The following is a 12,013-nucleotide window of genomic DNA, read 5'->3' on the forward strand; positions in this document are numbered from 1 at the left end:
CAAACTAAGCCTCGTTGGTAAGGAAGCTTCTTTATCAACATTTAATGTTCATTAATGATGGAGAAATGTATGAGCAATAGAAAAGCAACTATGACCGTAGATGCGGCCCGTCGTATTCAGAAAAGTACAGCTTTAGCGAATGATGGCAAAGTACCGAAGAACAGCTTTGCTGCAAAAGCAATGAGTATTGCAGCTAAGAATGCCCAATCAGGAGGAAAGAAATAATGGCTAATCCAGACAATGACAATCATGCAAATCAACTCAACCCTGAACATGATGCCTACTGGCAAAGTCGAGGAGAGGATGAAAGACCTGATGATTGGGAAGAGAGGCTATATGAAGATGATTAACGACTATTCGTGAATCATTAGATGTACTAGCAACTAATAAGCCAACACAAGTTAAGCTAACAGCCGTTAGCCTAATGAGCGTTAGCTTAACTTAAATTTGGACTTCTTTAGATTCCAGACATTGCAGAGATAGGACTATCTCTGCAAATATTATTGACGCAAACGCGCAATCAACCGATTTGCAAAGAAGTACAGCTTATTATTACCTGTCACTCTTCTTCTGAAAATGTCGTCATTTCTATCATGTGAGTGTTTCGACCAATTCGTTTCAAGTCTCGAACCGCCGCTGTTTTAGTCGCTAATCTAAGTGGGCGTTCTGGCTGAATGGTGTGCGCCAGGATATCAATGACACTTCGCTTGGTGTGCGTAAACTCGATTATTCCATAGTTGGTTTTGTATGTGCCTTTTGAACCTGTAGTCATGATGGTAAGTCGATTTGGAATCTGGGAGATGATTCCATATGCGGATAAAGCTGACTCATTGCTGATGTAATTGTAGTGACCTCGACGAAGCGCAATCGCGATATGCTCGATTGTACTTGAGGATTTTTTGTATCTTGAGAATCCGTATAAATAAACCCCTCTTGCCACGCGTTCAAGTAGCCCTGCCCGTACAAAACGGGCAAGACTGTCATTCAATGTTCTTTCTGAGTCTTCGTGAAAGATTTTTGCCAAATCTCTATGCAGAAATACATATCGACCTGCTTCATCAAAGCTATTGAGTCTGCTGATAGCTACTTGAAGCTTCATGGTAATAAGTGGTAAGTAATTACAGTATTGTGCAGTATAGCATTTGACTAGGCTCGGTTGGATGTTTATGTGGAACTACTGAACATGGAATCAATAAGTCGCAATATAACTAGCTGTATTTCGTCTGTAGTAGTCCGGCATTGTTGATAATACCTCTTTAATGGCAGTGACAATTTCATGCTCACTGAAGCCTTCCTTTGCCGCATGTTCTTTTATCCCTGTAGCCAACCTATCCAAACCCATAGTAAGGCAGCAAAGAGGTAATGTAATCGGGATACGGTTTTCTCCAGTACCTTCATCTATGTTCAACAAGAAACTTTCCAATTTCTTCATACTTGGAAAATACTTTCCGTTTCGCCAAGCCCTGAATTCATGGTATTGCTTATCGTTAAGTGCTTCTCCTGAAAAGCCCTCAGATTTATCTTCGATATCGATATAAGCTGCTAGTTCTCTTTTACTTAAGGGGGTATCTGGCTCAGAAATTACCAATCTGAGTTCGTTCAGCATGCCACCAAAGCACGTTTTCGCATCTTCATCATTTACAAATGCTTGTACTGCTCTAGTGACAATTCCTAACCGGTTATTCTTTTCAATGTCTTCACGACTGCTAATTGGAATCCCAAAATAAAATCTGCAACCGATCTCATAGCGAGTGATTAGCTCTAAATAGAAGTCCAAAATTAATCTGGCGTAAACGGTAAGGAAAGATTGTCGTTCCGGCTCAGAAAGTAATGTCACATTTTCTTCTTGCCGACCGTCGAAGTCTTCTAAGTATTGGACGACATCAGTAGGGATTTCTGAATTTTTATCCCAAAACTCCTTCACTAACTTCCACATTTCCTTTTTGTTTTCTCGCTGAAGGTTACCATCGCCCAGCTTTTTAAGGACTAGCTGATTAAATTCGACTTCAGCTTTACATCGGCTTTCCAGGAGTTCAAAAACTGAGAGGCATTCGTTGCTTTCCAAGCAACCATGATGTGATAACGAAAGCTTATAGCCATGCACTGCGTATAACCAATCTGCCGCGTTTGATTTTGCTTGTGCGCTGCGGAGCGTTTTTACAAATAGTTTTTTATTTGAAAACAACTCAAAAGGTATTGGAAGTAATCGCATCCAACTCGCCAGCTTATTGACTACAAATTTTCCAACTCCCCCTCGATACAACGCATAGAGGCTTTGTTTTGAAACAGGGTTTTTAATGTCGTAAAGCTTTTCTGCATAGTCTATCCAAGCCTTGGGACTCGAAGGTAAGCCAACCGCTTCATAGAAATTAGATATGTGAGGTAGAAAAAAAGACGTGGAGTTTAGAGCAAGTAATCGGATCTTGTTGTTTTCATCTGCACTTGTAATTAAATCACTTTCAAATTTTTGAATCGCAGCCTCTTTGGGGGTGACATCGTTGTCCATTCATATTTCCTTGATGGTAGTTTCTTTAGCTACTTTAAACGAGGTTAAATGATTAATTTAGTGCTTCCTTATCTGGCCAATTTAAAAGTAACGCTGATACTTGTCTACAAGGCATACTTTGAAGGGGGCCTTTAGCTGTAATGTCCAGTCTACAACCTCCTGAAAGTAAGATGCACCTGAGCAAAGCTCTAATGAGCAAAATACGAACATCTTATCATGAAAATAAATCTCTACTGCTTCTGTCGGCGTTGGAATAGCTTCTTGCCAAATCTTGGCTCCTTCATCTCCTGTAACGATATTTGTCAGGGCTAGTGATGAAATGTAGATAGAACTTTTGGGAAGATCGAGTTCATCAAAAATAGTGCCTGAGCCTCCCTTTACTAGAAACTCACTCCCTCTGAAATCAACCTTTTCGACATCAAATAATGAAAATGTAAACGCTCGCTTGAAAATCACATCATCTTCCACGCTGTGTTGCAGGCCAAATAGCATCCAGAATTTTTGCTCAGTATCGTGGTCACTATTTGCACCATGATATGGTGTTACTGCCATGTGTACTTTGTTGATTAAATTGGCTCTCTCAGCGTTTGCATTCATATTTAGGCCCTCTCTCTAATAACAGACTCAACTTATTAAGTTGCTTAAGGAGAGCTGGCCTCCTGAAGTTGCATTCATACGGGCAGTCTTTCCTGCTGTCAGCCAGTCACTTTCGGGCAAAACCGTAGCGTTGCAGCCCCAATTCACATACAACGCATCGGTGTTCACCCTTAACACTTTTTCACTGCTCTGTGGCAGTAGGAGATGGTCAAAGCCTGGTTGCGGGTGTTATATGCCCCACCGCCCGCTGGGGTTTTGAAATTATGCGATGGAAACTTTCCAGTTGCCTTCTGTAAGCTGCTCGATCACTAGTACATCACCAGCTACAAAGTTAAATCTGTCATTGAGCACTTTAAGTACAGAACGATTGCGAAATCGCTGATGTTTGCCGCAAACATCCGTTTCGAACGATACGCCAGAACCAACATCAAGTTTCAGATATTGACCTTTCCGTGTCATATCAGCTGCTCCAATAAAGCGATCTGCAAACTTATCAAGATGCCCTCGTAGGTTTATGTAACTATTTCTAATTGCACCATCTGTTAGTACGATTTGAATTTTCATTGCCTTGCCCTCTGTAACTTCGTTGAATTTCTATTTATATTGTTCAATTCTAAAAATGGGGAATCTAAAAAAGATGAATTTCCTTCCATTCCATATAAAACAGTTCAAGCAGCGATGTCTTCCTACAAAAAATCCACAAAAATAAGCGTGAGTGACTTGAAGCGGGACATGCCGTTCCTAGATGAGACGTTTGTTATAGCAAGTGCAGTTCGCACATGGGCCGAGTTTGAAAACCTGGATATTCTCGAAAATATGGTTTTCCCTAAAGTAGAGCGACAAAAGATCAAAGATAAAATGAGAGCGATAGTGAGGACGTATTTGCCCAGTCTTAGAGGCAAAGCAATCATGTCTCCTGATTATCGAAATCTGCAACGACTTCTTGATGAGGAAGACAAGAAGTTAGGAGAAGTGAAGAGTATCTATGCACATGTCTATCCCCGTTCTCCCAAAGTCATACTTCAATATATAAAGGAAAAGGCACCGATAATTCCTGCATTTTTTAATCAGTTGCCACATTCTGAACAAGTGCAGTTCAAAGTTATCTGTAATAACGAACTCATCGACTATTCACCAGAGGCTGCTCCTCAAGGTCAATCTGAGCTTCAAACCAGGCTTAAGCCTTACTTTGGTTCACAGTCATTCACTGTTGATGAAATAAAACTTCAGGTAAAGCGTTCAATTGTAAAAGCCGAAAGTGCGGTGAGAAATGCGCAAGAAAATAGTCAAAAACAGCGTGAGAAGAAGGCATCATATAAGATAAGGAAACTCACACAGGCTCTCTCAATCTTAGAGCGTATAAGTCGAAATACCATAATCTATGGGAAAAAGCTGAAGGGTGTAAAATCTTACATAATAGTAAATGGAAAAACATTTCCCTGGCCCAAATACCTTTTAGGAAACTTTAAGTTTCAAAATCGATATGTTGACGGGTTTAATCAATCACTACTTTATCTACATTCGATTGTATTACCTAACACAGAAGAGATACCGGTGTTAGCTATAGATAATACATTTTTATTTTGTGAGGACGCGACACATTACTTTGATATAAAAAAAGTTTTATCGCCCCACGAATTCAACAAATTTAGGGCATTTAGCCATTACGAAATTAGTCTTAGTCCTGAATATCCGGTAAGAAATTCGATCGCTTTTCCATATAGTTACCGTTGACTCTTAAGACTAGAGCTCTTCAGGTAACTTTACCTACTTATTTGTATTGTAGAGCAACTCCTTAAATGACTTCGCTTATAGCAAGATCACAGCCCCGAAGCTTGCTGTCTAAAACAAAGTTGAACAACGCCAAGACCCTCGATTTACTCTCCAACTCAAGCCTGATCCTAATGCCTGAAGTGGCATTTTTAGACCAATAATGCGACCTTTGTTTCAAGGACTAAATTTTTGAACTGACATAATTAAATCTCCCGCGTTTGAGGAAATTTAATTGTGGCAGCAATAATACTGTAATGAGCGATAAGGGGGGCGTGAAGGTTTTGTACTCGACTTTGCTTGCGCCGCCGAGATATTGGTTAGTATAGAAAACTTAATTTTTATGGATTCAGAATGGAAACTTCTCAGAAGGATTTATTAAAACTCATCGATTTGTGCCGTTTTGACGAGCGGTTTAATTCTTTGGCAAGGCCAATGTTTTCTTGGCGGGACTGGGTTGTAGAACAAGGCGTGCCAGAACAAACTATTAAACTGATGGATACTCTTCTAGATGACTATCCTGAAGTGTTAGAAAGACATTGGGGGACTCCTAATAGCTTTTCATTAGTCACGCCTTTTGATCTTGCACGGTGGCTTTGTGGCAAAGCAAGAGAAGTTGGAGCAGAGAAAGCGCTTCAGTTATTCTTGAATTTTATAAAAAAAACTACAGTCCCTTTGTATGTTATATCGCTGTTAGAGGGGGTGATACCTGCTCAAACTTATTATTTTGATGAAAAGACGTATTTGTGTAGTTTTGATGGGCTACCAGAAGGCGTTAAAGAAAGGATAAATATTTGCTGGCAACGTGAATATAGGGATTTTAATGGAGAGAAACCAGCGTTCATAGTGACTAAAATTGAGTGTAATGTTTTTAACTGTGATGATGATAAAGGGATTAGTCGTGGTGAAGAGAACCAGCTTTTTTGCATAAGGCAAAATCATTTTTTACTGTCTTATTTTTTGTCGCTTTATACAGAAAAATTTGCGGCTTGTATAATAAAGGAGTGGTGCTTTTTTGAAGAGTCGACCCCTTGCTCTGGTTTCATTGATAGTAATGAAACATCATTTTTGCAGGTTGTGAGACCATTTTACTCAGAGACTCTCCAATTTTCTGATAAGCACTGTATGCAGACTTTGGTTAAGAAATTCAGGCTATTGAATGTAGCGTATCAGGACTCAATCGTGCTTGCCCTTAAACGAAAAACGTCGGCGATGAATGCCCATGATAAGGTAGATGCGGCGATAGATTTAGGAATGTGCGCAGAGTCAATCTTGACTAAAAGTGAACGTTCAGAACAGCTTTCTCTCCAGGTGCGGCTATTGGGCGCAAGATTATCTTCAGATAATTATGAGGAAAGAGTATCGCACTATAATTACCTCAAAGCATTTTATTGCATCCGTTCTGAAGCGGTTCATAATGCCAAAATTAAAGAGAAGTACCAAGTTAAGTATGTTGGTAAAGTTGATGCAAAAATAATTCTAAATGAGACTTCACAAATACTCTCACGCTGTGTGTTAGAAATTATTGAGCGCGGCGGAATGAGTGATTTAGATAAAGAGCTAGTATTCCTCAAATAATATGTACCATCTCAAATGTAAAGACCAATATGTGATCTGTAAGTTTCGGGTTTTTAGATAAACCGACCTACGGTTAGCAACTGAATTATGGCTAGAATGAGCGAATTTCGGACGTTTTCTAAACCTTGGTTAAGTAACTGCTAAAAATACACACAAAAGGTGTACTTTAAGTACATCAAAAAGTTTTATCAGAATAGTGTACTCAAAGTACACTATTTCAATGTACTTCACAGATTATTGACCGAAACGAGCGAATTGCGGACATTAGAGGATATACGATCTTTGTCCGAAAAAAAATAAGGCGCTGACATTCAATGCAATATCACGCCAGACTACGGAAGGGAGGCGAAGCCTCAATGCAATAGATAAAGACAGTTCGACTAAATGCATCTGACTTTCTTTCTAAGCGTGTACGAGTCAGTACAATTGAGAGAATAACTTGTAGCAACGCTCCACGTTGTTTATGAAGCAGCCTGTGCTTTTCGAGGGCTTTTTTTGCTTATAAGTATTCTGTTACCACGCCTTTTTGCCTTTGTTTGGATTAAGTAGCTCGTCGAGCTCCTGTTTGGTTCTTTGTTCACCATCCGGATCGGGCCAATACTGATAGCGTAAAGGGCCAGTGCATTTAATATCTTCACGTTTTTGTTTCAGGATACTCATTCTCGCAGCAATCGTACTTACACTGCATCCTACCGTTGTTGTTTCGCCAAAATCCACATACATGATATTACTGCTCGCAGTAACTGTTGCCTTCACCGGTGCATAATTACCGCACTCTATGGTCAAACGCTCCGTTCCCATTTTTGTTTCACAGGCCATACCATTTACAGTAGCATCCATGAAACCAATATTAATAGTTACCGGTTTATTTGATTTTTTGGCTTCCTCACTGGCGTACCACGTCCCCTTATAATCCAGTCTATTTACCGCGTTTGCGCTAAACGACATGGTCATCACCAACAACAATATTGTTCTCACCATATGTCCCTGTTTTATTTGGTTATTAAAAGATGTGCAAGATATAACTAATGGACTTATATGACAAACAATATTTGTTAAGAACGTGGTGTGTTTAATTATTAACACGGCAAGGTGAAGAACAGTTTTCTAACGATTTATCCATACACTGCAAACTGCTTCATGCACTCGCCTCCACCAAGTGATTCTCGTCAATCCTAGACTTTTCAAGGGAAAAGCCACAACAGAGGAGCCATTCTCTGCGCATCGATGCAATCCAATAATAGTTTCGTTTATCAAAGTTTAATTCTGAACCTGTAAACCTACAGCTTCTAACTGAGTGTCGTAGTAACACCCGTTTCCACTGCAAAACTACTTGAAAAATGTCCTCGGAAGACAATGAGCGGACGTTTGGGCTTATGACACTGGAATTCTGTCATTGATCAATTTGAGAAGTCAGGATGGATTGTTTCTAGCTAATCGCCACGGAGAGTCCCTTTTTCTACATTTTCAGCTTATTGTAAGTCTGTTACGTGCATTTGGAATGTAAGTGGTTAACATTAAAGTAACTATGATCCCACTAAGAATTTAATTGCTCTGGAATTACTTGAAACTAAACCGGAACCCACACTTGTGATCAAATCATTTTCAAACTTTTGAATCGAGCCTCTTTGGGAGTGACTTCGTTGTCCGTTAATATTTCCTTGTTGCTCTTATGTCTCTTAAATTGTCAAAAAAGTAGCTCAGCCCTTCCAATTTTATAAATTCAGTTTGGGTAAGATATCTCTGTATGAGTCTCTAAGTCGTACAATATCCGTGACTACATGTGCATTGCCAGTCATTGTAGCCATATGGACTGCAGATAACATAAGTAATCCATTTGAGTTTACGATAATCTGGTTTAATAATGTGATAGGGTAGCCTTCGCTGTGACGTTTCATAGCGTGGATACCGCCATGCACATATGAGCTTGATGCTTTCCAGGTCACATCCCTGAACTCCTTCAGCATTCGAGTTGCTTCCGCAGGTGCTTTACCATCAATTTGCTTTATCATTTCAGCATGTGAAGGCAAGCCATTATCTGCATTCGCTGTCTCAACAGACAAATCCTGCATGATTCTGTCGACTTTACTTTCAGTCGCTCCCCAGAGTAGCCAAACCGACCTAGTTAAAGCATCAAACTGTAGTCTCAGCATAGATACCGCAGATGTATAGTTGCCAGTTTTTATCAGATTTTGTAGGGAATGCGCATGTTCGATAGCGACATCACACATAACCCAGCTTCCAGCGTATCGTTTATTATTCAGACTAGGGCCATGCGTAATAATTGGATTTAATTCCGATAAAAGTCTTCTCGAATTCTCTAATAACTCATCCATATCTAAAACCTCTTCCCGATTAGTTTCTTTTCATTATTTCAGACCAATGCGTGTTGGGATTTTGCTTTCATAAGTAAATATAAGAGATATGACAATGATATAGGCTGAAGTAAAGAGTTTACATTTATAACTAAAGAGTGAAAAAGTAAACCGGTAACGAGTCAGTCGCACTTTTCTGGATAAACAAAGATGGAGATTAAAAGCAAAAACGGTATCAACCTATCTTTACATGAATAGCGTAACTGCTTGATAGTTAATTCCTACCTTGTTAGGTTGTCGAATCATTTCACAAATGCTGAGAATACAAACAGCATTTTCAGTGTGGAGTTAGCAATTTGAATACGGACTCGTTGTTTGAGCAATGGCGAAGTGTGAGAGGGCACAAGGACTCTTGGGGTCTTACTTGGTATCTCTCACTGCAAATTTGTAAACGATATTATGGTTCACATGGGCTTGTTCCTTGGGTTATTTTGCATGAGGGCTTGGGCTACTATGGGATTTCCTTAAATTACCTCCCATGCTCTTCAAATAAAGGATTGTCGGGGAAACCCATTGGTCGCTTCTCTATGACTGGTAGAGTTGAAAATTGGTTGCAAAGTGAGCTTGGAAGCACGAATTATAAGCTTGACGATCTTTGTGCTGACGGAGCTTCGACCGATGAGTTGATCAAAGTTGCAATTAGGTGCTTAGGCTTATCCTCTTATCCTCAGCAGACGCATTTAAACTGTCGGCACAAGAGATGGCAAGACTCGTACATTTTGTGTTTTGAGATAGCAACGATATTAGCTCTTCAATATAACTTTGATGATTTAATGATAATCAATGGAATGGAGCATATCAGACGCCACTTACCAGAAGTTGACCCAAAATATGCGATGAAAGAGCATCCAGGTGCCTTCCAGTTTTTTAAGGATGGAAAAAGTTGCTGGTTGTCTGGAGATGGGCGGCTTTTGAATGGTGGCGGCAGTAATCTTTGGGAGCAATATATGGCGGGAGACTCGGCCGTTTCTTTAGCAAACTCAATATTAAGTGCACTTGAATAGGCTAGACAATGCTAACTGTTGAAAGCTCACAAACTGGTATGTGATAAATTGAAAAGGAGTAATAAATGAGTTCGATGGATCTTAATACCTTATTAATTATAACGATTGCAGTGCTAGTTCCTGTCATTCTGACTGTCATCATTTTAAAGAAACGAGCAAAGATAATTGATGATGCGACGCGGTTTGCCAACAAATTGAAAAAAGAGGCAACGTCTGAGTCTGAATCATTGGTAGAGGAGGCGCGTTCTAATGCTGAACGCATTATTGCAGATGCTGAATATAAACAGCACGCCGCGGAGGCGAGAATCGAACGCTTAAATAGCGCCGATAAAGAGATTCAAGCTCGTTTAAAACAAGCGCGAGAACTAATTGAAGATATTACTGACAAGAGTTGTCAGTATGCGGCAGACATAGAGCTGCTGACAGAAGATGACCTACTATCCAGCACTTCGTATCAAAATGACCGCAAAGATGTTAAAGCTAAACTGAAGTCGTTGGCTACAGATGCTATTACGAATGTTAGGGGGTACAACTCCGATGTTAATATTGGAAAGTTCGTAGCTATTTCTGCCAAAGCCGATATGGCAGGGGCACTTTTACTTAGCGTTGTTGAAATGCTCTGCTCTAAAATGAACGCAAATAATGGCCATCTTGCGGCCGAAAAATTAGCTGAGACTATTATTGCCACCGAAGCGCTTGTAAAGAGTATTGATAGTAGAGCTGAAATAAACAGTGATCTTAAAGCACTGCTTATGAAAAGATTAGAAATCGAGGCGAACTATAAAAAAGCTAAGCAAATTGCAAAAGAAGAACAAAGAGAGCTAAGAGAGCAACAACGAGAAGAAAAGAAAGCACGAGATGAAGCACTAAAGGCGCAAAAAGAAGCTGAAAAAGAAGAAAAGATAAAAGCTGAAGCAATCGCAGAGCTAGAGCAGCAGATGTTAAATAAGACGGAAGCTGAGCGAGAAATATATCAGTTGCAATTAGATGCCCTTCAAGCCGAGTTGGCTCTTGCGCACGAGAAGATGGAGCGAGCTAAAAGTCGCGCTCAAGAGACAAAACAAGGACATGTATATGTCATTTCCAATATCGGTAGCTTTGGTAAGGATGTGCTGAAAATAGGAATGACCAGGCGCTTAGAGCCAATGGATAGAGTACGTGAGCTTGGTGATGCGTCAGTCCCATTCACATTTGATGTTCATGCCCTAATTGAATCTGATGATGCGCCAGATTTAGAGGCTACGTTGCATCGCGCCTTTGATAGCAAGCGAGTGAATATGGTAAATCGACGTAAGGAATATTTTCGAGTCTCTATGGAAGATATAGAAAGGGAGTTGGAACAGCTCGAAATAAACGCTCTATTGAACAAAGTTCCTAGTGCTGATGAGTATTATCAGTCCTTGAAATTGAGCAGCCAAACTATAACAAATAAAGAACCTGTAGAACTTCATCAAAGTTGAAAAGGTTTCTTGTAATTTCGTTAAGAATGAATGGTTATATTTAGTAAATATTCTAAATCAAAGATATTAAGGAAGTAGAGTTGAAAATTGGCCGTCGGTATACATGGAATTATTATGAAGAGCGTTTTATCCCAAGAACTATTGAATTTACGATGGACGGATTTCAAAGCGAAGTAAATGCAGAAGATGATTTGCTTAAAGTTGATGTCGCTTTTGAGCTGTTCATTAGTGCTGAAGATGAACTCGATGCATATGAGAGCAATGTGCAAGGAAGCGGATATGATGAATATAGAGAACTATACAAGCTGAAGTTGAAGCAGAAAATGACTAGTCATTTTTTTGCTGTGTCACTGTTTCATATTATCGAAAAAACTATAAAGAATGAGATTGTTAGGCTCGATAATAGTGGAAGCAATCTACCAAGTTCACTTAAAGATTGTGCGAAAAAATTAACGAAGTTTGAGCAAGGGTTTGATATTCGACACTTTGAAGATTTTAGATATATAGATAAGCTTCGACAGGTTGCTAACTCAGCAAAACATGCTCTAACTGTTGATGACAATATTGCCCAAATTCACAGAACTTTTAAATTGGATGACGAGCTACCATGCCTTGGTGACTTTTTTCATGAAGAAAAGATTATTCCCAGAGCTTGGTCGTTCCTGCGTGAATTTCATAGAAAAGTTCAAATGAATAAGCCTTAAATTGTCCCTGCTCAGACTA

The 12,013-nt window shown here is 39.6% G+C and carries 13 protein-coding genes; 7 read left to right on the forward strand and 6 right to left on the reverse strand.

Going from position 1 to position 12,013, the window contains the following annotated elements; all coding sequences use genetic code 11:
* The first annotated feature begins 69 nt into the window (after nucleotides 1–69).
* Nucleotides 70–225 (forward strand): hypothetical protein, encoded by a 156-nt coding sequence (locus BFC17_RS22590; RefSeq protein WP_175439576.1) that lies wholly within the window; start codon nucleotides 70–72, stop codon nucleotides 223–225.
* Nucleotides 225–350 carry a hypothetical protein gene (locus BFC17_RS22935; protein ID WP_268236029.1) on the forward strand — a complete coding sequence of 42 codons (126 nt, stop codon included), beginning with the start codon at nucleotides 225–227 and terminating at the stop codon, nucleotides 348–350. The genes BFC17_RS22590 and BFC17_RS22935 overlap by 1 nt, the downstream gene beginning before the upstream one ends.
* A 209-nt stretch (nucleotides 351–559) precedes the next feature.
* Here BFC17_RS22935 and abiEi read toward each other — a convergent pair whose 3' ends face one another.
* The 4 genes from abiEi to BFC17_RS14260 form a co-directional block, all read right to left on the reverse strand.
* Entirely contained in the window at nucleotides 560–1,099 is a 540-nt protein-coding gene (gene abiEi / locus BFC17_RS14245) for a type IV toxin-antitoxin system AbiEi family antitoxin (protein ID WP_070177126.1), read from the reverse strand.
* 90 nt (nucleotides 1,100–1,189) lie between these two features.
* Nucleotides 1,190–2,506, reverse strand: coding sequence for a hypothetical protein (locus tag BFC17_RS14250; protein ID WP_070177127.1), 1,317 nt, complete (start codon nucleotides 2,504–2,506; stop codon nucleotides 1,190–1,192).
* Nucleotides 2,507–2,587: 81 nt separating this feature from the next.
* Nucleotides 2,588–3,103: a hypothetical protein gene (locus BFC17_RS14255; RefSeq protein ID WP_070177128.1), complete on the reverse strand. Its 516-nt coding sequence runs from the start codon at nucleotides 3,101–3,103 to the stop codon at nucleotides 2,588–2,590.
* A gap of 261 nt (nucleotides 3,104–3,364) precedes the next feature.
* Complete coding sequence (locus tag BFC17_RS14260; protein WP_070177129.1) at nucleotides 3,365–3,667, reverse strand: hypothetical protein; 303 nt, start codon at nucleotides 3,665–3,667, stop codon at nucleotides 3,365–3,367.
* 39 nt (nucleotides 3,668–3,706) lie between these two features.
* Between BFC17_RS14260 and BFC17_RS14265 the strand changes: the two genes are divergently transcribed.
* Nucleotides 3,707–4,837 (forward strand): hypothetical protein, encoded by a 1,131-nt coding sequence (locus BFC17_RS14265; RefSeq protein WP_139142086.1) that lies wholly within the window; start codon nucleotides 3,707–3,709, stop codon nucleotides 4,835–4,837.
* A 390-nt stretch (nucleotides 4,838–5,227) separates the two neighbouring features.
* On the forward strand, nucleotides 5,228–6,451 hold the full coding sequence (locus BFC17_RS14270) for a HEPN domain-containing protein (RefSeq protein ID WP_070177131.1): 1,224 nt from the start codon (nucleotides 5,228–5,230) through the stop codon (nucleotides 6,449–6,451).
* A 513-nt stretch (nucleotides 6,452–6,964) separates the two neighbouring features.
* Here BFC17_RS14270 and BFC17_RS14275 read toward each other — a convergent pair.
* Nucleotides 6,965–7,399 carry a hypothetical protein gene (locus BFC17_RS14275; protein WP_139142087.1) on the reverse strand — a complete coding sequence of 145 codons (435 nt, stop codon included), beginning with the start codon at nucleotides 7,397–7,399 and terminating at the stop codon, nucleotides 6,965–6,967.
* Nucleotides 7,400–8,166: 767 nt separating this feature from the next.
* Nucleotides 8,167–8,787, reverse strand: coding sequence for a DUF6988 family protein (locus BFC17_RS14280; RefSeq protein ID WP_083271746.1), 621 nt, complete (start codon nucleotides 8,785–8,787; stop codon nucleotides 8,167–8,169).
* A gap of 335 nt (nucleotides 8,788–9,122) precedes the next feature.
* Here BFC17_RS14280 and BFC17_RS14285 point away from each other — a divergent pair, with 335 nt between their 5' ends.
* The 3 genes from BFC17_RS14285 to BFC17_RS14295 all read left to right on the forward strand — a co-directional run bounded on the left by BFC17_RS14285 (nucleotide 9,123) and on the right by BFC17_RS14295 (nucleotide 11,994).
* The gene (locus tag BFC17_RS14285) at nucleotides 9,123–9,830 is read left to right on the forward strand and encodes a hypothetical protein (protein ID WP_139142088.1); all 708 of its coding nucleotides are present in this window, start codon (nucleotides 9,123–9,125) and stop codon (nucleotides 9,828–9,830) included.
* Nucleotides 9,831–9,895: 65 nt separating this feature from the next.
* Complete coding sequence (locus tag BFC17_RS14290; RefSeq protein ID WP_229681106.1) at nucleotides 9,896–11,290, forward strand: GIY-YIG nuclease family protein; 1,395 nt, start codon at nucleotides 9,896–9,898, stop codon at nucleotides 11,288–11,290.
* 80 nt (nucleotides 11,291–11,370) lie between these two features.
* Nucleotides 11,371–11,994 carry a hypothetical protein gene (locus BFC17_RS14295; RefSeq protein WP_070177135.1) on the forward strand — a complete coding sequence of 208 codons (624 nt, stop codon included), beginning with the start codon at nucleotides 11,371–11,373 and terminating at the stop codon, nucleotides 11,992–11,994.
* Nucleotides 11,995–12,013 lie beyond the last annotated feature (19 nt).

Origin of the sequence: Marisediminitalea lipolytica (assembly GCF_001758465.1) — a bacterium.
Classification (GTDB): Bacteria; Pseudomonadota; Gammaproteobacteria; order Enterobacterales; family Alteromonadaceae; genus Alteromonas; species Alteromonas lipolytica.